The sequence below is a fragment of the Streptomyces sp. NPDC004435 genome, from assembly GCF_042873895.1.
Taxonomy (GTDB): domain Bacteria; phylum Actinomycetota; class Actinomycetes; order Streptomycetales; family Streptomycetaceae; genus Streptomyces.
Genome location: NZ_JBIAMB010000008.1, coordinates 234,134 through 255,832 on the forward strand (window position 1 = coordinate 234,134; position 21,699 = coordinate 255,832).

The window sequence follows — 21,699 nt, forward strand, 5'->3', positions numbered from 1 at the left end:
CGGCGCGAGGCGTGACGGCGGCTTCGGCCGCTTCGGCGACCATCGGCCGCCGGCCCGTCCACGGGGCCGGGGCAGGCCCTCGCGGGACACCGGTGGCCGAAGGCCGAATCGAGCGGTGTCCGGACGGCCGTTCGAGAGCGGCGGGATGTCGTCGGAAGAGCCCCCCTGCGCTTGTGACCTGGGGTGACGTGCCGCCGTCGGCGGAGGCTCGGACGGAAGGCATGCCTCCGGCGACCGGGAGACCACCCCGTACCGTCCGACTTCTCTCGTCACCCTGTCTATTGACGGACAGTCACGTAATCGCACAGTGGTACGATCTTGCCGCAAGCGGGGCGGGTGGATGAGCGCAGTTCGACACCTCCGACCTCAGGGTGTTCCGCGCAGGTCTTCCGATGCGGACGGTTCGCCGGGACACCGCATCGACGGGAATTCAGTCACTGGCCATCGGCCGCCTGAAGAGAGTCTTATGACGGAATACATACAGAACCCGGCGCTGTGGGCTCTGTTGGTCCTCGTTCCTGCCGCCGTCGCCGTTATCGTGCGCCAGCGCAGGGCGGCCAAGGCCCTGAAGCAGCAGATCGACGGGCTTCGGAGCCACTACTCCGACCTGGAGAACCACTACACGCAGTCCGTCGAGACGGCACAGGAGCAGGCCGAGGAAGCGACGAAGACGGTCCTGAAGTCCGCGATGCGGACGCTCCAGGGCCTCGCCGCCGAGCAGCAGCTGGTCGTCTCGCGGCTGCAGAGCAAGTACGGCGAGTCCGCCATGCTGCAGGACCTGCTGGAGATCGACCACACCAACTCGCAGTTCGGCCGGCGCGCGCAGTCCATCGCCGTCCTGTGCGACGGCTGGCTCGGCCGCCACCGCGACGTCGCGTCCGTGTACGACGTGATCCGCAGCGCCCAGGGCCGGATCCGGCACTTCCGCCGGGTGGAGATCCTCTCCCGCGTCGACTTCGGCCTCACCAGCCGGGTCGTCGAACCGGTGGCGCTGGCGCTCGCCGAGCTCCTCGACAACGCCACCAGCTACTCCAGCCCGGACACCGTCGTCGAGATCAACACCCGCACCGTGCCCAAGGGCGTGTGCATCGTCGTCGACGACGCGGGCGTCGGCATGAGCGACGAGGAGCGGGTGCGCGCCGAGCGACTGCTCTCCAGCGACCGGGTCACCGGCGTCTCCGGACTCGGTAACCCGCCGCAGTTCGGCTTCGCGGTGATCGGCGTGCTCGCCGAGCGCTTCGGCTTCGAGGTGGCCGTGGACTCGTCCTCGCCGTACGGCGGGGTCCGCGCGGTCGTCCTGCTGCCGCACGAGCTGCTCACCAGCGTGCCGGTGCAGAAGCCCGCGGCGCCGCCCGTGATCGCCGCCCCCAGCACTCCGATCCCGGGAGGTCCCGAAGCCGTGCTGTCGCACCCCTCGCCCTCCCCGGCCTCCTCGACCGCCGACGGCCTGCCGAAGCGGCGCCGCAAGCGGCCCATGGCCATCGTGCCCAGCAGTACCCCCGCGCAGGCTCCGAGCCGCTCCGACGCCGAAGCGGCGGCGATCATGGGTGCCTTCCAGCGAGGCACGGAGTCCGGCCGGGCCTCCTTCCCGGAGGCGCCGGACCGCACGAGCGGCCCCTCTCGTGCAAGCAGCGAAGGACATGAGGTCACGTGAACGACGATCTGTCATGGATGCTCGACAGCGCCCTGGAGATTCCCGGGGCCCTGCACGCGGTCCTGATATCCGCCGACGGCCTGCTGATGGCCAGGTCGAACGGCTACGGCAAGGACAACGCCGACCGGGTCGCGGCCGCGATGAGCGGTGTGCAGTCGCTGAGCCGCTCGCTCGCCTTCTTCTGCGAGGACCCGGGCGCACGGTGGCGGCAGACCCTGGTCGAGTTCGACGGCGGCTGGGTTTTTCTGATCTCCGCCGGTGAGGGTGCCTACCTCGGCCTCTCCGCGTCCCCGGACGTCGACATGGCCGACATCACCTTCCGGATGCAGCAGCTCGTGGGCCAGCTCGGCAAGGTACTCATGACGCCGCCGCGCGAGAACCTCGGCACCCGCTCATGACGGGACGCGAGGACTGGGAGCCGGAGACCGCCGAACTCGTGCGGCCGTACGTCATCACCAAGGGACGCGGCCTGCCCGACGAGGAGCAGCTCTCCCTGATCACACTGGTCACGGCGGCACCGGAGGAGGGCCAGCGGCCCACCCGGCTCTCCCCCGAGGAGCAGCGGCTGATCGACATCTGCGCCGCCGGCTACCTCTCGGTGGCCGAGATCGCGGGCCACACCCGGCTGCCCCTCGGCGTGGTGAAGATCCTCCTCGCCGCCCTGACCGAAGGCGGCTACCTGATCACCCGCTCCCCGGTGCGCCGAGCCGCCCTCGCCGACCGGGAGATCCTGGAGGAGGTGCTGAATGGTCTCCGCGCCAAGTTTGGATAAGAGCGACTACGTACGCGACGGCGCTTCGCAGATCCCGGTGAAGATCCTCGTCGTCGGGCACTTCGCGGTCGGCAAGACCACGTTCATCGGCTCGATCTCGGAGATCGAGCCGCTGACCACCGAAGAGCGGATGACCCAGGCCGCCGAGCACGTCGACGACCTCAAGGGCGTCCGGAGCAAGACCACCACCACGGTGGCCATGGACTTCGGCCGGCTGACCATCAGCGACCGCATCGTGCTCTACCTGTTCGGCACCCCCGGCCAGCAGCGGTTCGTGCAGATGTGGGAGGACCTCGCGCGCGGGGCCCTCGGCGCTCTGGTCCTCGTCGACCCCGAGCGGCTCGCGGACTCCTTCGGAGTCATCGACCTGATCGAGCAGTACGGGCTGGAATACGCCATCGCCGTCAACCACTTCGACGGCACGCCCCTGCGGGACGAGGCGGCGCTGCGCGAGGCGCTGGACCTGCTCGACGACACCCCCGTCGTCACCTGCGACGCGCGCGACGAGCAGTCGTCCGCCGGCGCACTCACCACCCTGGTCCGCTTCCTGCTGGACCGCGCCCGACAGGAGCAGTAGCCGCCATGGACGCCCACACCCCCGCCCCGGTGCCCCCGCCCGGCTGCCCCGCCCACGCCTCGGGCGCGCGGATCCCCCTGCACGGACCGGAGTTCGCCGCCGACCCGCAGGCGTACTACGCGTACATGCGCCACTACGGGCCCACCGCGCCCGTGGAGCTCGCCCCCGGGGTGGACGCCACCCTCGTCACCGACTACGCCACCGCGCTCCAACTCCTCCAGGACCCCGCGACCTTCCGCAAGGACGCACGTCTGTGGCGGGACTTCAACGAGGGCCGGATCCCGCAGGACAGCCCCGTCGTGCCCCTCCTCGCCTACCGCCAGAACTGCATGTTCAGCGACGGCGGCGAGCACCTGCGGCTGCGCCAGGCGATCACGGACAGCATGGCCCGGATCGACACGCAGCGGCTGGCCCGGAACACCGAGCGGATCTCGGACTACCTGATCTCCCAGTTCGGCTCCCGGGGATCGGCCGACCTGCTCGGCGACTACGCCAAGCAGCTCCCGCTGTTCGTCTTCAACGAACTCTTCGGCTGCCCGGCGGGCATCGGCGACCGGGTGCTCTTCGGCATCACGGGCATGTTCGACGGGGTCAACGCCGAGAAGGCGACCGCGGTGCTGTTCGGAGCCGTGCAGGAACTGGTCACGCTCAAGCGGAGCCGGCCGGGCGACGACGTCACCTCCTGGCTGATGCAGCACCACGCCAAGCTGAGCGACGAGGAGATGGTCCACCAGCTCGCCCTCCTCCTCGGCGCGGGCGCCGAGCCGCTGCGCAACCTCCTCGGCAACACCCTGCACCGGCTGCTCACCGACGACCGCTACGCCGACGGCGGCGGCCTGATCGACGAGGCTCTCGACGACACGCTGTGGGACAACCCGCCCATGTCGAACTACGCGCCCCACTACCCCGCCCACGACATGGAGTTCGCGGGGGAGAAGGTGCAGGCGGGGGACCTGATGCTGGTGAGCTTCGCCGCCGCCAACTCGAGCCCCGCCCTGACGGCCGCCCGATCCTCGGGCAGCAACCGCTCGCATCTGGCGTGGAGCGCGGGCCTGCACGGCTGCCCGTCCAAGGAGCCGGCCCGGCACATCACCGTCACCGCCATCGAGCACCTGCTCAACCGGCTGCCGGATGTCGAACTCGCCGTGCCGGAGGACAGCCTGATCTGGCGTCCGGGCCCCTTCAACCGCGCCCTCGCCACGCTGCCCGCCAAGTTCACCCCCGTCCCGGCATCCGGACGTGGCGACGCACGGCCCGACGTGAGCGGCACGGCGGCCGGCGCGCAGGCCGGCGACCGGACCGGCGGGGAGGGCAAGGAGGAACGGAAGGGCCGCTGGAGCCAGTTCCTGTCCTGGCTCACCAGCTGATCCACGACGCGCCGGTAGTCTCCCTCACTCCGCATGACTATTCGATCTCCGGGGTAATGATCGATCGTCACCAAAGTTGCGTATGAGGTAGAGGAGATGTCGTGGACCACATATCCACCGACACCGCTATGGCTGAGCCACCGCCCCGTGGTGGTGCGCACCGGGATACCCGCCCTTGTGGGCGGGTATCTTCTTGCGTGCCCGAGTCTCCGGCGGGGTGCCGGTGAGCAGCCTGCCGCTCGACATCTCCCAGGACCCGGAGCCCGGTACGCTCGGCGCCTTCACCCGGGCCCAGTTGGTCCGTCTCTGCGACGTCGTCGGCCTTTCTCCGGCCGACACGGAGACGTATGCGGACACCCTGGTCGAGGCGCTGGGCCCGTCCGCCCAGCGGTCGTTGGCCCTGCCGCCCCCGACGCGGACCTTCCTCTCGGACGACCACACGCCCGTCGAGTACTCGCTCTCCTTCAGCCCCGGACGGGCCCCGGCTCTGCGGGTGCTGATCGAGCCGGGCTGCGGGGCGGAGAACCGGGCGGAGAACGGCCGGATCGGTCTGGACGTCGTCCGCGCCATGGCCCGGCGCTGGGACTTCTCCACCGAGCGGCTCGACGAGATCGAGGACCTCTTCTTCCCCGCCCAGCCGAAGGGGCCGCTGGCGCTCTGGATCGCCCTGGAGCTGGTGCCCGGCGGCGTACCCAAGGTCAAGGTGTATCTGAACCCGGCCGCGTCAGGAAAGAAACGTTCCGCCAAGACCTTGCGGAAGGCGCTGCGAAGACTCGGGCACAGAGAGGCGTACGCGGCGCTGCCGTCGGCCGACGGCCACCCCTTCCTCGCCCTGGACCTGGGCCGGTGGGAGACGCCGCGACTGAAGGTGTACACCCGGCACCTCGACCTGTCGGCCGCTGAGGCGGGCAACCTGTCCCGGACCGGCTCCGGCCCGGGGCCGGCGGAGATCCAGGAGTTCTTCCGGGCCGCCGCCGCCACCGACGGCCTCCACCGGCGGCCCGGCCTGTCCTGCCACTCCTTCACCGAGACGGAGACCGGCCGGCCCAGCGGCTTCACCCTGCACATCCCGGTCCGGGACTACGCCCGGGACGACGGCGAGGTCCTCGACCGGGCCGTGGACGTCCTGCGGAGCCATGGCATGGATCCCAGTGCTCTGGTCCGCTCGCTGCCCGCCCTCACCCCGAGGCGGCCGGAGGACGGAGTGGGCCTCATCGCCTACCTCGCGCTCGTCCACCAGCAGGGCCATCCGCCCCGCGTGACCGCGTACCTCTCGTCGGAGGCGTACGCCGTCAGACCGCCGGCGAAGCTGCGGCGCCGCGCGGCGGCCGGGGTCTAGGGCGTGTTTCGAAAGTAGCGCCGTCCGCCCGGAGGGCGGGCCCCCCGGCGTCTGGTGCGTGCGATCGCAAGGCGGAGGGTCGTCCTCGTACCGGGTGTACTCGGACGATCCCGACAACGCGGCGAGCGTGCGTGCCAGGCGTCGCGGGGCAGGCGGGACTTTCGAAACACGCCCTAGCGACGCCCGCACGACGGGGGCTCCCGGTGGATTTCCACCGGGAGCCCCCGTCGTCGAAGCGGGGCCCCGCGGCCGGCCCTGGTGGCCCGGCCGCCTCCTCAGGCGGTCTGGAGCCCTCGCATCTCCTTGAGGTACGGACCGACGTCGACCTGTATGGAGGAGCCGCCCTCCGCCGTCCCGTAGCGCGCCGCGATGCCGCTCAGGTACGCGTCGACCTCCTCGCGCATCGCGTCCGCGTCCGGCAGGACGACCTCGCCGGCGATGATGCGCGCGACCCAGTGCGTCTGGGCCTCCACGAGCCGCGTGATCGCGCCCATCGGGCGGACCAGGCCGACGAAGTACAGACCGGGGCGGCCGGGAGCGACGACCCTCCGGTACAGCTCGACCGAACCGCCCGGCCCGGCCGGGCACTTTTCGGGCAGGAACGGGAAGTCCATGTGGTAGCCGGTGCAGTAGACGATCGCGTCGGCCTCCTCCGAGGTCCCGTCGGTGAAGACCACCCGCCTGCCGTCGAGGTGGGCGATCCCCGGCCGCGGGTGCACGGCGCCGTGGCGTATCCGGCTGAGGATCTCGTCCGAGATGGTCACGGGGGAGGAGAAGAGCGGGTGGTCCGGCTCGGGCAGGCCGTAGTCGGACAGCCGCCCCCGCGCGACCTGCAGGGCCTTCTCGGCGAACTCGATCTGCTCGGGCAGGGACATGGCCGTGAACCACGGCACCTCGGCCATCGCGTCGACCGACATGCCGTAGAGCTGCTTGGGGACGATGTGCAGCCCGCGGCGCACCGAGAGCACGGTGTGCGCGGCGTGCCGGGAGAGGTCCGTGGCGATGTCCACCGCCGACGCGCCGAGACCCACGACGACGACGCGCTGCCCGGCGAAGTCGGCCCCGTCCTGGTAGTCGACGGAATGCAGGATCCTGCCGGCGAACCCGTCGGCACCCGGCGGCGCGGGCTTCGGCAGCGTCGGCACCGTGTTGTGCCCCGACGCGACGACGACATGGGCGAACCGCCGGGACTCCAGCGTCCCGTCCGCCCCGCGGCTGACGACCGTCCACGACGGGTCGTCACCCTCCTGCCGCACCGTCACGACCTCGACGCCGAACTCGATCCGGTCCACCACCCCCGCCCATTCGGCGAAGGACCGCAGATAGGCCGCGACCTCACTGTGCCGCGGATAGAGCGGGTACGCGTCGGGCATCGGGAACTCGGTGTACCCCGTGAGCTGCTTCGCGGTGTTCAGATGCAGCGACCGGTACCCGGGCCCCGGCTCACCGGCCCCCGGCTGCCGCCAGATCCCGCCGACATCGACCGCCCGCTCAAGGCAGACGAAATCGATCCCCTTGACCGCCAGAGCGTGTGCGGTCGCCAGTCCCGACAGCCCCGCACCGATCACGCACACACTCAAGGTTTCTCCCACAGAACGAACACTCTCCACTCGAACGATCTTTCACTTCCCACCAGCCCCCCGCCTCACACGCGCGACACCCCGAGGCGCCGGTCACACCCACCGCACCGCGCCGATCCGCTCGCCGACGGACGGCGGGCGCTCGCGGCGTCGAGGGCCTGGGGCCGGTTCCGTGATCCCGGCCGGATCGGCGTACCCGTACCTGTACCGGTTCCCGTACCCGCCGCCGTGGCAGCAGCCGTCGCCGATGTGTGCCGTGTGATCAGGTCGACTCGCGGACGACGAGTTCGTTCGGAATCACCACCGGCGTCATGGGGCCGCCCTCGATGAGCCCGAGGAGCAGGTGGACCGTGGCGATCGCCTGGTCGGCCATGGGGCTGCGGACGGAGGTGAGCGCCGGGGCGGTGTACGCCGCCGCCTCGATGTCGTCGAAGCCGATGACGGCCACGTCCTCGGGCACACGGCGACCGGCCTCACGCAGCGTGCGCAGCGCCCCGATCGCCATCAGGTCGTTGGACGCGAAGACCGCGTCGAGCGCCGGATCGTCATCGAGGAGCTGCCGCATGGCCTCGGCGCCCGACGCCCGGGTGAAGTCGCCGAGCGCGACGATCGACCGCCGACCCGTTCCCCGCAGCGCTTCGCGGTAGCCCTCCAGCCTCTCCCGGGCCTCGAACAGGTCCAGCGGCCCCGTGATCGCGGCGATCCGGCGCCGTCCGCGCTCCAGCAGATGCCGCACGGCGAGCGCGGCGCCGCCGGTGTTGTCGACCCCCGCGTACGGCACGTCCGGCACGGACGTACGGTTGAACGAGGCCATCGGCAGGCCCGTTCTGGCCAGTGCGGCCGGCAGCGGGTCCGTGCCGTGCAGGGCGACGAGCATGACGCCGTCCACATGCCCGCCGGCCACGTACGCCTCGACCCGCGCCCTGCTGCGCTCGGATTCCGCGAGCATCAGCACGACCTGCTTGCCGGCGGCCTCCAGCTCCCTGCTGACGGCGCGCACGACGGTCGAGAACAAGGGATCGTCGGAGACCACGCCCTGGGGCGGATCGGCGACGACGACGGCCACGGCGTCCGTGCGGCGGGTGACGAGATTGCGGGCGGCGGCGTTGGGCACGTACCCCAGTTCGCGGACGGCCCGCATCACGACCTCGCGGATCTGCGGAGCGACGGTCGTCTCACCGTTCACGACCCGCGAGACGCTCGACTTGGACACACCCGCGCGCGCCGCGACCACTTCCAGCGTGGGCCGTTTCATCCACGTCCATTCGATCGACGGTGCCGGACACCGTTCAGGGAGCGTTCTCTGGCGAGGATGAACGCCGTCCGCGCCCATGTCAACGGGCCCGCGGACGACATCCGCTCCGCTCAGGCGCGTCCCGCACCCCCGTCCGTACGGCATCTCCCCTCCTGGTCAGAGGCCCTCGAACTACTCCGGAACGACCCTCAGAAACCGCTCCCTCAAAGGGAGTTGTGGAGTCCTCAGTGTGTCGGGCAAGTAAACCGGAGCCTTGACAGTCCATGCGGACCGGCCCATTCTCACCCCTCAGGGAGCGCTCCCTGACCCTTCCCCACCCGAGGAGACGCCGTGCGTCCGCTGCTTCGCCGCGTCGGTCTGCTTGTCGCCGTCGTGGCCACCCTGCTCACCCTCACCACCGTTCCGTCCACCGTCGCCCGCGCCGCGGAAGTCCCGCTGTCCCAGGGCAAGAACGTCACCGCTTCCAGCAGCGAGGGCGCCTTCGCCCCGGCCGCCGCGGTCGACGGCGACGCCGGCACTCGGTGGTCCAGCGCCTTCACCGACACCCAATGGATCCAGGTCGACCTGGGCGCGAACGCGGCCATCGGCCGGGTCTCACTCCACTGGGAGGCCGCGTACGCGAAGTCCTTCCGCATCCAGGTCTCCACCGACGCCACCACCTGGACCACGCTCCACGAGACGACCTCGGGAACGGGCGGCGTCCAGAACCTCACCGTCGCGGGGACCGGCCGCTACGTGCGCATGGCCGCGACCGAACGCGCCACCGCCTACGGCTACTCCCTGTGGGAGTTCCAGGTCCACGGCACCGCCGGCGCCACCTGCGCCGGCACCGACGCCGCCCGGGGCGGCAACGTCACGGCATCCAGCGCCGAGGGCGCCTTCACCGCCGGCAACGCGGTGGACGGCGACGCCGGCACCCGCTGGTCCAGCGCCTTCGCCGACGCCCAGTGGATCCAGGTCGACCTCGGAGCCGTACGCGAACTCTGCGGCGTGACCCTCGCGTGGGAGGCGGCCTTCGCCAGGTCGTTCCGCGTCCAGGTCTCCGACGACGCCTCGTCCTGGCGGACCCTGTACGAGACGACGTCGGGCGCCGGCGGTACGCAGGACCTCACCGTCGCCGGGACCGGCCGCTACGTGCGCATGGCCGCGACCGAACGCGCCACCGCCTACGGCTACTCGCTGTGGACCTTCGCCGTCCGCACCACCGGCACCGACGGCGGGAACGACGGCGGCACCCTGCTCTCCTACGGCCGGCCCGGCTCGGCCTCCTCCTCGCAGAGCGACCAGAACTGCTGGGAATGCACCCCCGCCCGCGCCTTCGACCGCGACCCCGCCTCCCGCTGGGCGACCAGCTCCACCACCGGCTGGACCGACCCCGCCTGGATCTCGGTCGACCTCGGCGCCCCCGCGCGGATCAGCAAGGTCGTCCTCCAGTGGGACCCCGCCCACGCCAGGTCCTTCCAGATCCAGGTCTCCGACAACGGCACCGACTGGACCCCGATCTACTCCACCACGACCGGCACCGGCTTCAAGCAGACCCTCACCGTCTCCGGCACCGGCCGCCACGTCCGCATGTACGGTACCGAGCGCGCCACCGCCTACGGCTACTCCCTGTGGGAGTTCCAGGTGTACGGCACCGGCGGCGCCCCGAACCCGGCCCCGCCGCTCCCGCAGGACCCCGCGAACCCGCCCCGGCTCGTGTGGAGCGACGAGTTCGACGGGGCGGCCGGAGGAAAGCCCGACCCCGCCAAGTGGAAGGCCGACCCGGGCACCGGCCAGAACGCCGAGCTGCAGTACTACACCGACCACGACAACGCCGCGCTCGACGGAGCCGGACACCTCGTCCTGGAGGCCCGCAAGCAGGCCACCCCCGGCAAGGGCTGCCCGCCCGACCCGCTGACCGGCAGCACCACCTGCCAGTACACCTCGGCCCGCATGAACACCGGATCCACCTTCCAGTTCACCTACGGCCGGGTCGAGGCCCGCGTCAAGGTGCCCAAGGGCAACGGCCTGTGGCCCGCCTTCTGGATGATGGGCGGCGACTTCCTGACCGGCCGGCCGTGGCCCTACAACGGCGAGATCGACATCATGGAGGTCCTCGGCAAGGACGTGAAGACCTCGTACTCCACCGTCCACGCCCCCGCCTACCACGGCGCCGGCGGCATCGGAGCGCCGTACAAGCTGCCCCAGGACGCCGACTTCTCCGACGACTTCCACACCTGGGCCGCCGAATGGACCAGCAAGGGCATCGTCTACAGCCTCGACGGACGGACCGTCCTCACCCTCGACAAGGAACAGGTCGAGCAGACCCGAGGCCCCTGGATCTTCGACCACCCGCACTACCTGATCCTCAACCTCGCGGTCGGCGGTGACTGGCCCGGCCCCACCGACACCACCACCCCCTTCCCCGCCAGGATGCTCGTCGACTACGTACGCGTCTACCAGTAGCCCCCGACCGACCGAGGACTCCGGCGGGGCCTCGGCAGCCCCCAGGGGCGGCCCCGCCGACTCCCGGTCACCCGGCCTCCGGACGCACGCGCGACCGGCTGGGGCTCCTGGACCTCCTCGTCCCCCCAGCCGCGACACGAGAGGAACAGCCATGCACCGACAACCACCGATCCGCCTCACCACCCTGACAGCGGGAGGGCTGGCCTTCGTCCTGGCCGTCGCACTCGGCCTCGCGCTCACCGGCCGGCCCGCGTGGGCCGCCACCCTCGTCGTCCAGGCCGAGTCCTACGCGGCACAGTCCGGCGTCACCGTCGAGGCGACCGCCGACACCGGCGGCGGCCAGAACGTCGCCTATCTCGCCGACGGCGACTGGATGCGCTTCGACGACGTCGACCTCGGCGCCGCGGGCCCGCTCACCGCATCGGCCCGCATCGCCTCCGCCACCGGCGGACCGGGGGCCGTCGAACTGCGCACCGGCTCGACGACCGGCCCCCTCCTCGCCACCTTCGCCGTCGGCCAGACCGGCGGATGGCAGAGCTGGACGACCCGGACCGCCTCCGTCGCCACCCACCCCACCGGCCCGCAGACACTCTTCGCCGTCGTGCGCGGCACCGCACCCGGCGACTTCGTCAACATCAACTGGTTCTCCTTCGACGACGGCACCACCGGCGGCAGCGGGCCCGGCTGGGTCCCGATCGACCGGGCCGCGTGGGACACCCAGCTGGCACAGTTCCGCGCCATGACCCCGGCCCAGGTCCCGGCCGGCAACGTACGGGTCCCCGAGTTCAACGCCACCTGCGCCTACAGCCACTCCGAGCCCGACGACCCGATCGTCGCCCCCGGCCTGCCCGGCGCGTCCCACATGCACAGCTTCTTCGGCAACAGGAGCACCGACGCGCACACCACCACCCAGAGCCTGCTGGCCAACCCCGGCACCAGCTGCACCCCCGCGCAGGACCTGTCCGCCTACTGGGTCCCCACCCTCTACCAGGACGGCAAGGCCGTCGAGAGCGACGGCATGATCGTCTACTACGGCTCCAGGCTGCCCGACCCCTCCGCGACGGTCCCCTTCCCCCAGGGCTTCCGCATGATCGCCGGCAACGCCAAGTCCCAGATCCCCACCCCGGCCGGCTCGGCCAACCAGTTCTTCTGCGCCGGCGAGGGAGGCGAGATCGGCCGCAGCGCCGACGGCAACTGGCCGGTCTGCGCGCCGACCGCCAAGCTCGTCCATCAGCTCGTCTTCCCCGACTGCTGGGACGGCAAGCACCTCGACAGCCCGGACCACAAGTCCCACGTCGCCTTCACCTACAGCGGCACGTGCGGCGGCGACCACCCCGTCGCCATCCCGTCCGTCTCCTTCGTCATCAGCTACCCGACCTCCGGAAGCACCGCGGGCCTCTCCCTCTCCTCCGGCATGGCGTCGTCCATCCACGGCGACTTCTTCAACGCCTGGGACAACGCGGCACTCGGGCAGCGGGTGAAGGACTGCATCGTGCAGAGCGCCAAGTGCAACTCCGCCGGCGCCTTCTGACCCCGCGGACGGTGTGGGCCCTGCTCGCGGCGCTCCTGGTCACCGGCTGCACCGCGCAGCCGGTGACCGGCCCGTCGCGGGCGGCGGCCTTCAACGCCACCGACACCGCGTGGATCCAGCTGATGATCCCCATGAACGAGCGGGCCCGCCTGCTCACCGGCCTGGCCCCCTCCCGCACGGCGGATCCCGCCCTCGCGGACCTGGCCGCCCGGACCGGAACGCGGCTGCGGGAGGAAGAGGGGAGACTGCGGGCTCTGCTGGACCTCGCGGGAGTCCCCGACAGCCGCCCCCACGAGGGCCACGACATGCCCGGCATGGTCAGCCTCGGCACCCTCGCCGAAGCGAAGGAGGCGACAGGCGGAGCGTTCGAACGGATCCTCGTCGACAGCCTCCGCGCCCACTTCGAGCAAGCCGGCACGCTCTGCGCGAACGAACAGGTCTCCGGAAGCGCGAAGGAGGCGAAGGACCTGGCCGACGCCCTCGGACGGACCGCCGCCGAAGAACTCGGCCGGCTCGGATCGACGCACCGGCCCGAACCATGACCGGACGCGGCACGTCCCGCCGGCGACCGAGAGAACGGCCGCGGCGGGGGGACGCGCGGCGGTCGGCCGGTGCCACGGACGGCGGGAGACTACGGACGGTCCGCCAGACCGGCTCGGGTGAGGGCGCGGGCGACGACGTCCGGTTCCGGCTCCCCGCCGTCCGGGTCGCGCAGCCGCGCCAGCAACCCGTCCACGTCCCGCAGGGGACCGGCCTCCGCCTCGGCGAGGAGGGCCTGGATGTCGGGCCCGCCCTCCACCGGGGCGAGCCGCTCCACCAGCAGACGGGCCGCCTGCGTCCGGTCGGCCAGTTCGCCCAACCCGCAGTCGAGGCCGTCGTCCGCCAGATCGTCCGGGTACGGGGCGCGGGCCCAGGCGCCGTCCTCGTACCAGTAGACGCAGCCCAGTTCGCCGCCCGACCGGCGGTCCTCCAGCTCCGCCCACGGAAGCCACGCGGGGCCGCCGGCGAGGACGTCGACCGGCGGCCGGTGCCAGCGCGTCCCGCTGGACTCGTCCTCCCCGTACAGGACGTAACGGCCGTTCCCCGCCCGCGACATCACCCACCAGGTGCAGCCGCCGTCGTCCCGGTGCAGCCCGTCGTCCTCGATCCAGTGGCCGGTGCGGTGGACGCTCGGCCGGCTCTCCACGGCGGCGGTCGTGTGCACGGCGGCCACCAGCGCCCAACGGGCCCACAGCGTCTCCGCGGGCGGAAGGTCCCCGGGCAGCCCGGGACGATTGATCGTCATGACCCCACCGTACGAGGGCGGGCGCGGGACCCGCGGACGGGGGGACCGCCCCGAGCGCGGGGCCTTGGGCGAGACGGGCGGTTTCTGATGCCCCCGGCCGCGGACCGGGTACACGGCAGAAGGCAGTCCCCCGATCCGCAGGAAGGCCCTCCCATGCTCGTCGATCTGACAGGACGGACCGCTCTGGTCACCGGTTCCACGCAGGGGATCGGTGCCGCGATCGCCACCGGCCTGGCGCGTGCGGGCGCCCGCGTGGGGGTGAACGGGCGCGGTGAGGAGCGGGTGGAACGCGCGATCGCGGGGATCCGGGCCGAGGTGCCCGACGCGGAGCTGGTCCCCGTCGTCGCCGACGTCGCGAGCGCGGAGGGGGCGCGCCGCGCCGCGGAGGCGCTGCCGCGGGTGGACGTCCTCGTGAACAACCTCGGCATCTTCGGGGAGGCCGATCCGCTGGCCATCGACGACGACGAGTGGCGGCGCTACTTCGAGGTGAACGTGCTGGCCGCCGTGCGGCTGATCCGTCACCACCTCCCCGGCATGGGCGAACGCGGCTGGGGCCGGGTGCTGAACATCGCGAGCGACTCGGCCGTGGTGATCCCCGCGGAGATGATCCACTACGGGATGACCAAGACGGCGCTGCTGGCCGTCACACGCGGCTTCGCCAAGCAGGCGGCGGGCAGCGGCGTCACCGTGAACTCCGTCATCGCGGGCCCCACCCGCACCGGCGGCGTCGAGGACTTCGTGTACGAGTTGGTCGACCGCTCGCTGCCCTGGGACGAGGCCCAGCGGGTCTTCATGCGCGAGCACCGCCCCCAGTCGCTGCTGCAACGCCTGATCGAGCCGGAGGAGATCGCCGCCATGGTCGTCTACCTGGCGTCCGACCACGCCTCCGCCACCACCGGGGGTGCCCTGAGGGTCGACGGCGGGTACGTCGACTCGATCCTGCCGTGAGCCGTCCGGGGCCGCTCCCGCCTCGGGACCGGCCCCGGACGGCGGGCTCACCAGGCGCGGTCCAGCAGGCCGGTGCACAGTTCGTCCAGCTCCCGCGCGGTGGCGGGCACCAGCGGCACGGTGCGCAGGGCGCGGCGCGCGGTGTCCAGCCGTCGGTGCGCCTCCTCGTGGGCCGCGGCGCGGCCTCCGGCCCGCTCGACGAGCGCGGCGAGGTGCGCGGCCGCCGCGTCGTCGAGCTCCCGGGACGAGCCGAGCAGCGCCGCGAGTTCCCGCGCCGCGGGCCCTCCGCCGGCCAGGGCGGCGAGGACCGGGTAGGTCTTCTTCCCCCGGCGGAGGTCCGCGTGGACGGGTTTCCCGGTCCGCTCCGGGTCGCCCCAGATGCCGAGGACGTCGTCGACAGCCTGGAACGCGAGGCCGAGGTGGCGCCCGGCACGGTCGAGCGCGGTCACGGTCGGTTCCGGCGCCCCGCCGAGGACCGCACCGAGGGCGAGCGCGCATCCCAGCAGGGCGCCCGTCTTGTGCTCCGCCATCGCCCGGTACCCCTCCGGCGCGACCGCTCCGGGCCCGTGCCAGGGCCGGTCCTCGAAGCGCAGATCCTCCGCCTGGCCGGCGACGAGGGCGTTCAAGGTGCCGCAGAGGCGGCGGACCGCGGCGGGAGCGCGGTCGCCGCGTACCTCGGCCAGCCCCGTCACCGCCTGCGCGAGGAGCGCGTCTCCGGCCAGGACGGCGGGACCCGTGCCGTAGGTCGTCCAGACGGCCGGACGCCGTCTGCGCAGGGAGTCGGCGTCCATGATGTCGTCGTGGAGCAGGGAGAAGGTGTGGACGAGTTCGACGGCCACCGCGCCCGGGACGCCGTCGGCCGCGTCCGCCCCGACGGCCTCCGCCCCGAGCACGGCGAGAGCCTGCCGCACGCCCTTGCCCTCGGATCCGGCGGGATCCGGCGTTCCGTCAGGACCGGCCCAGCCGAGGGCGTACGCCGCCATCTCACCGGTCCAGGGGTGCAGCCGGCCGACCGCCTCCACAAGGGCGGGCCTGACGAGGGCGCGGCAGCGCCGCAGGACGCCGGGCGTCGCGCTCTCCCGACCGGCCGGGCCGGACGCCCCGCCCTCGGCCTCCGCCCCGCGGGCCCCGCCCCGTCCGGCCGTCGGCCGCACCGGGGCCGAGACCGTCGGCCGCGCGCTCATCGCGGGCCCCCCGGGTCGGGCGTGCGCGGCGCCTCCGGGTCGGCCGTGCGCAGTTCCTCCGGGTCGGCCGCCCGCAGGGCCTCGGCCCCGACGTCCGGCAGCGCCGGTCCGTCCGACGCGGGTCCGTCCGCGGAAGGCTCGGGAAGCGGTCCGACACCGAGTTCGGCGGCTGCCCCGTCCACCAGCTCCCGCGCGTGGAGGAGACCGATGCGTTCCAGGGACGTACGCAGCGCCGCCAGCCCGGCGACGGTGCCGGCGGTGTCGCCGCCGAGCCGGGCCTCGGCCTTGACCAGGCCGAGGTGTGCCAGGGCGGTGCCCCGCGGCTCGTCCATGGCGCGGAACTCGCCCAGGGCGCTCGCGTACTGCTCGCGAGCCTGCTCGTATCGGCCCGCCCGGTACAGGACGTTGCCGCGCATCTTGTGGTTGTAGGCGAGCGCGCTGCGCAGCCGTATTTCGCGGCAGGCGTCCTCGGCCCGCGACAGCAGGGCCAGGGCGCGCTCGACGTCCCCGTCGCGGACGGACACCACGTCGGCGATGCCCCTCAGGGCCCAGGCCCAGCCGCGCCGGTCCTCGGCGCGCGACGCGGTCTCCGCCGCCTCCTCGAAGAGGGCGAGGGCCTCGTCGAAGCGGCCGGTGTTCCGGTGCATCTGCGCGATGCCCTCCAGTGCCCAGACGGTGTGCCGGGCCTCGCCGCGGCGGCGCGCCTCCGTCAGCAGCTGCTCGTGCAGGCGTGCCACGGCCTCGTAGTCGCCCTGGATGCGGCCGGTCTCGGCGAGGCCCGCCAGCGAGTAGCCCCGGGCGACGACGTCCCCGCCGCGCTCGCCCGCCTCGGACGCCAGCTTCAGCAGCCGGTACGCCAGCCGGAACGCCCCGCGCTGCCGGGCCAGCGTGCCGCCGCTCCACAGGGCCCAGGCCATCGCCCCCTCGTGGCCGGCCGTCCGCGCCGCCCGGTAACTCGCCTTCCACGCCCGGTCGGCCTCGTCGGTCCGCCCGAGCCTGCGGCACGCCTCCGCGACGGCCAGCCGGCAGCGGGCCACCTCGTGGAGGTCCCCGGACCGCTCGGCGGCGCGGACCCCCCGCAGGGCCTCGTCGAGCACCTCGGGGAGGGAGGCGTTCACCGACAGGGACCCCAGGGCCCCCTGGTACTCGGGCGCGGACGCCCGCGCCGGCCGTGTGCCGGTCCGACCCGTCATCGGGTCCTCCTTCTGTCTTCCGCCGGCTCGACGATCAAGCCGGTGCGGGGGTCAAGACGGCGTCGGAGGGCGGGGGTTCCGCATCGGGGGCAATGTCCCTCCCAGTGGGGGCGCGGGGTCCGTCCCGGGTGCTACGCGCGGCGGTGCGGCCTCCTCAATGAGATGTACGGCAGAGTCCCGGCGCGTCCGTGCGCGTGGGGCCCGCACGGACGCGCCGCGCGTCGCGCGGAAGGCGGCCGCGGGCCGGGTAGCGTGCCGCCCGTGTCCGAGCACCCGCGCGACCTCGTCGGCTACGGCGCCGTACCACCGCGTGCCGCGTGGCCCGGCGGGGCCCGCGTCGCCGTCAGCCTCGTCCTCAACTACGAGGAGGGCGGCGAGCACAGCGTTCTGGACGGCGACGCCGCCTCGGAGGCGTTCCTGCACGAGGTCGTCGGGGCGCCGCCGGTGACCGGCGGCCGCGACCTCAACGTCGAGTCGATGTTCGCGTACGGGGCGCGGGCGGGTTTCTGGCGGGTGCACCGGACGCTCGTCGCGCACCGGACGCCCCTGACCGTGCACGCCGTCGGCCAGGCACTGGAGCGCAACCCGGAGGCGGCCCGCGCGATGGCCGCGGCCGGCTGGGAGGTGGCCGGGCACGGCTGGCGCTGGATCGACTACCGCGAGGTCCCCGAGGAGGTCGAACGCGCCGACGTCGCGCGGACGGTCGCGACGATCCGACGGCTGGTGGGGCGGCGGCCGGTCGGCTGGTACACGGGTCGGACGAGCGAGGCGACGCGCCGCATCGTCGCCGGGGAGGGCGGCTTCCTCTACGACTCCGACGACTACGCGGACGACCTGCCCTTCTACGTCGAGGCGGCGGGCCGGCCCCACCTCGTGCTGCCGTACAGCCTCGACGCGAACGACTTCAAGTTCCTCCTCGTCCACGGCTTCACGACCGCGGACGACATGCTCGCGTACCTCGTGGACACCTTCGACGCCCTGCACGCGGAAGGCGCGGAACGGCCCCGCATGATGAGCGTCGGCCTGCACGGCCGGATCATCGGCCGGCCGGGCCGGATCCGCGCGCTGGACGCGTTCCTGAGGCACGTGGCCGGGCGGGGCGGGGCGTGGTGCGCCACCCGCGAGCAGATCGCCCGGCACTGGCTGGCCACGCACCCGCCGTCGTCGCTGTCCTGAGCCCGGCGCGCTCCGGAGCGGAAGCCCTGCGCCCTCCGGAGCGGACGGCCGCCCGACCCGTGCCGGGAGCCGACGCCCGCCGTGGCGTCCCGAGGACTGCGCCCGAGGGGGCGAGAAGCCCTGTGTCACGCCCATTGCCGAGCCGGGGACGCCTCGCTATGTTAATCGAAAATCACATGCGCGTGACGGGAGTCCACAGCACGCGTGCTGCTCGAACGGTAAGTCCACCAAGGCATTTCCCACCCTCCGATCCCTCAGGGAAGCAGGTAAGTCAATGGACAACCTCAGCAGGCGAAAGGCGCTGTCGCTCGGCGTGGCCCTCGGCCTCGTGAGCGCGGCGAACCCCCTCCAGGCGTGGGCCGCGACGGGCCCGGCGGCGACGGGCCCGGCCGCCACGGGCACCGGCCCCGAGTGGATCTGGGACGAGGCGGCGGACCCGCTGATGGTCTCGATGCTCGAACAGGGAGAGGTGCCGGGGATCAACGCCACCTGGGCGTCCTGGGTGAACAACGACGACCCGCTGCCCGTCGGCCTGCCGCCCGAGTTCGCCGCGTACCTGGGGCGGGTCAACAGGCTGCCCTCCTGGGCCGACCCGGCCAAGCTCGCCCGCGCCGCCGACTTCAACCGGCGGCGGGACACGTACCTCTTCATGCTGTACGGCCTCGGCAGCGGCATCATGAGCACGGTCATCCCCCGCGAGGCCAAGAGCGTCTACTGGTCCGCCGGCGGCGCGGACATGCAGGACCGCGCGGCCAAGACCTTCACCTTCGGCTACGACCTGGCGGAGCTGAACGCCTTCGAGCCGTCGGGGCAGTTCGTCGTGACGGCCAACAAGACGCGTGTGGTGCACGCCGCCGTGCGCCACCTGCTGCCGCAGTCGCCGCACTGGCGGGCGGTGGCCGACGAGACCGTACCGATCAGCGCCGCCGACATCCTCGTCACCTTCCACAGCCTGGGCACGTACGTGTACCGGAAGCTGCGGGACTGGCGCATACCCTTCCCGGCCGCCGACCAGGAGGCGTTCCTGCACTCGTGGCAGGTGGCCGTCCATCTGCTGGGCGTGCCCGTCGAGCACATCCCCCGGACCTGGGCGGAGGCGGAGCGGCAGTCGGCGCAGGTCCTCACCCCGATCCTCACACCCTCCACCGAGGGCATCGCCCTGGCCGAGGAACTGCTCGGCCTGACCGCCCAGATCGACCTGGGCGTCACCCGCGGCTTCCTCAACGAGTTCGTGCGCTACGTCCTCAGCGACCAGGTCGGCGACTGGCTGGGGCTGCGGCGCGACTACGCCGCGGCGGCGCTGGTCCGCACCGCCTGGCCGGCCTTCATCCTCTTCCGCGAGGGGCTGTCGCCGATCATGCCGAAGAGCTTCTACATGTTCGACCAGTTCGTGCGGGCCCTGGCCATGCTCTTCCTCAACAAGGGCTCCTCGGGAAAGACGACCCCCATCACGATCCCCACGGGCAACAGGGCGGCCTGAGGCCGGCCCACCCGGCTCCGTCCCCTCCGCCGCGGCCGGCCGCGGCTCTCAGAGGCCCAGCGCCGCCATGGCCAGGCCGGTCGCGGCCGCCCGTTCGGCGGGGCCGTCCTGCCACCGCAGATGGCGGCCCGCCTCCACCACGACACCGAACGCGGCGTGCGCCAGCGCCCTGGCCTGGCGCGAGTCCAGCTCCGGCCGGACCAGGCGCAGCTGCTGCTCCCAGACGCCGACGTGCCGCCGCTGGGCGAGGACCAGGGGGCCCCGCAGCCCGTCGGGAAGGCCGGGGAGCTCGGCCTCGGCGACGCTGTTGAGGTCGGTGTACTCGAAGCTGTAGGCCACGTACGTCGCCGCCAGCGCGACGAGGGCCTCCCGGGGGTCGGTCACCCCGTGGAGGCTCCGCTCCACACCCTGGGACAGCAGCTCCGCCGCCTGCAGGCACGCCGCGGCCAGGATGTCGATCTTCCCGGGGTAGTGGCGGTAGAGGGCGGACGGGGTCAGTCCCACCGCTTCCGCGATCTGTCCGTTCGTGACGCTGGTGAAGCCGTCCCGGGCGAACAGCGGGACGGAGGCCGCCAGGATCTCCTCGCGGCGGGTGCGCGGCACCGGCCGCACGGGCAGCGCGACGGCGGGCGCGTCGCCCGCCCCCGCCGCCGGGTCGGTCGCGGCCACGCGGAGCGCGGACGCCACCAGCAGCTCCTCGGCCCGCCGGGGGGCGATGGAGGTGTGGTGCATCGTGATGGACCCGATCGCGCCGAGCGCCGCCGTGGCCCGCAGCCGCCCGTCGGACAGCGGGTGCTCGCGCCGCACGGCGGCGTCCACCCGCTCCACGAGACGGTCGAACTTCACGCCGAGCCGCCGCCGGTCCTCGCGGTTGAGGTACCGCGCCTCCCACCGGTACACCCCGCCCGACGCGCGATGCGCGACGGTGATCCGGGCGGCCGCGGCCAGGACCTCGGCCAGGGGCGCCTCGGGCGCCACCTCGTCCAGCGCCTCCACCAGCCCGTCCACCATGACGTCGGCGCACTCCGCGAACAGCGCGTACTTGTTCGGGAAGTGCCGGTACAGCGCCGTCGCGGTGATGCCCACGCCGACGGCGACCTCCTCCATGGAGGCGGCGTGGTAGCCGCGCTCGCTGAACACCCGCCCGGCCGCGTCGAGGATGAGCTGCCGGCGGTTGCGCGGCCGGGTGGCCGGTACGGGGCGGGCGGACGGGGCGGCGGGAACCATGCCGATCAGTGAATCACACGCCCCCGGACGGCAGGGGATCTTCCGCCGCACCCCCGTCACCTGCCCGTCCCCGGCGGCGGACGACGGGCGCCCGGACCCGTGCGGGGCTCACACGCCCTCGCCGGCCTCCGGGGCGCGTTCGAGGAAGAAGTAGAAGAAGGGGCCCTCGGCCGGCACGCCCTTGGCGTTCATGATCCCCATCAGGGTGGTGTCGTCGACCCGCTTGAAGTGGTCGAGGACCGGCTGCCCGTCGTAGACCATGGTGGCCGTCGTCTCCCCGCGGAACTCGACGCTCCACAGGCTGGCCTCGCCCTTGCCGAGGCGGCGGTCGGAGTAGAGCGCCCCCTCGGCGTCCCGGCAGATCAGCGGCTTGGCGTCGTGCGGGGACAGGAACGTCTTGCCGTACCAGCCGGCCTTCGCCAGCGTGCCGTTCAGGGGATGGCCGGTGCGGAACTCGCCGCCCTGCCACGCCCCGAGGACGTCCTCGGGGCGGACGGTGGGCAGCGCGGCCCAGATCGCGTCGAGCACGGCCGGGGCGACCGGTCCGTCCTCCTCCCGGAGCCCCCGGAGTTCCCGGAACCGGGCGCGGGCCTCGTGCACGTCCATGAGGATGTCCTCTCGTCGGTGTCGGTGTCGGTGTCGGCGTGGGTGTGGGTGTGCGTGTGCGGCTGGGTGCGGGTTGT

The 21,699-nt window shown here is 73.0% G+C and carries 19 protein-coding genes; 12 read left to right on the forward strand and 7 right to left on the reverse strand.

The window, feature by feature from the left end:
* Positions 1-466: 466 nt before the first annotated feature.
* The 6 genes from ACFYT9_RS16970 to ACFYT9_RS16995 all read left to right on the forward strand — a co-directional run bounded on the left by ACFYT9_RS16970 (position 467) and on the right by ACFYT9_RS16995 (position 5,709).
* Entirely contained in the window at positions 467-1,654 is a 1,188-nt protein-coding gene (locus ACFYT9_RS16970) for a sensor histidine kinase (protein WP_389164351.1), read from the forward strand.
* Positions 1,651-2,052, forward strand: a complete 402-nt coding sequence (locus ACFYT9_RS16975; protein ID WP_376602127.1) for a roadblock/LC7 domain-containing protein — start codon at positions 1,651-1,653, stop codon at positions 2,050-2,052. Before ACFYT9_RS16970 ends, ACFYT9_RS16975 begins: the two co-directional genes overlap by 4 nt.
* On the forward strand, positions 2,049-2,426 hold the full coding sequence (locus ACFYT9_RS16980) for a DUF742 domain-containing protein (RefSeq protein ID WP_376602128.1): 378 nt from the start codon (positions 2,049-2,051) through the stop codon (positions 2,424-2,426). The genes ACFYT9_RS16975 and ACFYT9_RS16980 overlap by 4 nt, the downstream gene beginning before the upstream one ends.
* Positions 2,401-3,003 (forward strand): ATP/GTP-binding protein, encoded by a 603-nt coding sequence (locus tag ACFYT9_RS16985; RefSeq protein WP_376602129.1) that lies wholly within the window; start codon positions 2,401-2,403, stop codon positions 3,001-3,003. Before ACFYT9_RS16980 ends, ACFYT9_RS16985 begins: the two co-directional genes overlap by 26 nt.
* Positions 3,004-3,008: 5 nt before the next feature.
* Entirely contained in the window at positions 3,009-4,370 is a 1,362-nt protein-coding gene (locus ACFYT9_RS16990) for a cytochrome P450 (RefSeq protein WP_389164354.1), read from the forward strand.
* A 223-nt stretch (positions 4,371-4,593) separates the two neighbouring features.
* Positions 4,594-5,709 carry a tryptophan dimethylallyltransferase family protein gene (locus tag ACFYT9_RS16995; protein WP_387274356.1) on the forward strand — a complete coding sequence of 372 codons (1,116 nt, stop codon included), beginning with the start codon at positions 4,594-4,596 and terminating at the stop codon, positions 5,707-5,709.
* A 275-nt stretch (positions 5,710-5,984) separates the two neighbouring features.
* Here the strand turns inward: ACFYT9_RS16995 and ACFYT9_RS17000 are convergent, their stop codons facing one another.
* Entirely contained in the window at positions 5,985-7,289 is a 1,305-nt protein-coding gene (locus ACFYT9_RS17000; protein WP_387274358.1) for a flavin-containing monooxygenase, read from the reverse strand.
* Between the two features lie 262 nt (positions 7,290-7,551).
* Entirely contained in the window at positions 7,552-8,544 is a 993-nt protein-coding gene (locus ACFYT9_RS17005) for a LacI family DNA-binding transcriptional regulator (RefSeq protein ID WP_376602876.1), read from the reverse strand.
* A gap of 330 nt (positions 8,545-8,874) precedes the next feature.
* On the opposite strand from ACFYT9_RS17005, the gene ACFYT9_RS17010 reads away from it, so the two are divergent.
* From ACFYT9_RS17010 to ACFYT9_RS17020, 3 genes are all read left to right on the forward strand, one after another.
* Positions 8,875-10,992: a discoidin domain-containing protein gene (locus ACFYT9_RS17010; protein WP_389164359.1), complete on the forward strand. Its 2,118-nt coding sequence runs from the start codon at positions 8,875-8,877 to the stop codon at positions 10,990-10,992.
* Between the two features lie 151 nt (positions 10,993-11,143).
* Positions 11,144-12,523 (forward strand): DUF1996 domain-containing protein, encoded by a 1,380-nt coding sequence (locus ACFYT9_RS17015; protein ID WP_389164362.1) that lies wholly within the window; start codon positions 11,144-11,146, stop codon positions 12,521-12,523.
* Complete coding sequence (locus ACFYT9_RS17020; protein WP_389164364.1) at positions 12,499-13,065, forward strand: DUF305 domain-containing protein; 567 nt, start codon at positions 12,499-12,501, stop codon at positions 13,063-13,065. Before ACFYT9_RS17015 ends, ACFYT9_RS17020 begins: the two co-directional genes overlap by 25 nt.
* A gap of 89 nt (positions 13,066-13,154) precedes the next feature.
* Here ACFYT9_RS17020 and ACFYT9_RS17025 read toward each other — a convergent pair whose 3' ends face one another.
* Positions 13,155-13,808, reverse strand: a complete 654-nt coding sequence (locus tag ACFYT9_RS17025) for a hypothetical protein (protein ID WP_389164366.1) — start codon at positions 13,806-13,808, stop codon at positions 13,155-13,157.
* Positions 13,809-13,961: 153 nt separating this feature from the next.
* On the opposite strand from ACFYT9_RS17025, the gene ACFYT9_RS17030 reads away from it, so the two are divergent.
* Positions 13,962-14,756, forward strand: coding sequence for an SDR family NAD(P)-dependent oxidoreductase (locus ACFYT9_RS17030; protein ID WP_376606084.1), 795 nt, complete (start codon positions 13,962-13,964; stop codon positions 14,754-14,756).
* Between the two features lie 47 nt (positions 14,757-14,803).
* Here ACFYT9_RS17030 and ACFYT9_RS17035 read toward each other — a convergent pair whose 3' ends face one another.
* Positions 14,804-15,940: a polyprenyl synthetase family protein gene (locus ACFYT9_RS17035; protein WP_389164368.1), complete on the reverse strand. Its 1,137-nt coding sequence runs from the start codon at positions 15,938-15,940 to the stop codon at positions 14,804-14,806.
* Positions 15,937-17,133, reverse strand: a complete 1,197-nt coding sequence (locus ACFYT9_RS17040; RefSeq protein ID WP_389164371.1) for a tetratricopeptide repeat protein — start codon at positions 17,131-17,133, stop codon at positions 15,937-15,939. The genes ACFYT9_RS17035 and ACFYT9_RS17040 overlap by 4 nt, the downstream gene beginning before the upstream one ends.
* A gap of 261 nt (positions 17,134-17,394) precedes the next feature.
* On the opposite strand from ACFYT9_RS17040, the gene puuE reads away from it, so the two are divergent.
* Positions 17,395-18,309, forward strand: a complete 915-nt coding sequence (gene puuE, locus ACFYT9_RS17045) for an allantoinase PuuE (RefSeq protein ID WP_389164374.1) — start codon at positions 17,395-17,397, stop codon at positions 18,307-18,309.
* A 274-nt stretch (positions 18,310-18,583) separates the two neighbouring features.
* Positions 18,584-19,789: an oxygenase MpaB family protein gene (locus ACFYT9_RS17050; protein WP_389164376.1), complete on the forward strand. Its 1,206-nt coding sequence runs from the start codon at positions 18,584-18,586 to the stop codon at positions 19,787-19,789.
* Positions 19,790-19,837: 48 nt separating this feature from the next.
* Here ACFYT9_RS17050 and ACFYT9_RS17055 read toward each other — a convergent pair whose 3' ends face one another.
* A complete protein-coding gene (locus ACFYT9_RS17055; RefSeq protein WP_376601527.1) occupies positions 19,838-21,016 on the reverse strand; it encodes a TetR/AcrR family transcriptional regulator in 1,179 nt (392 codons plus the stop codon).
* A gap of 108 nt (positions 21,017-21,124) precedes the next feature.
* Entirely contained in the window at positions 21,125-21,622 is a 498-nt protein-coding gene (locus ACFYT9_RS17060) for a DUF4334 domain-containing protein (protein ID WP_389164378.1), read from the reverse strand.
* Positions 21,623-21,699 lie beyond the last annotated feature (77 nt).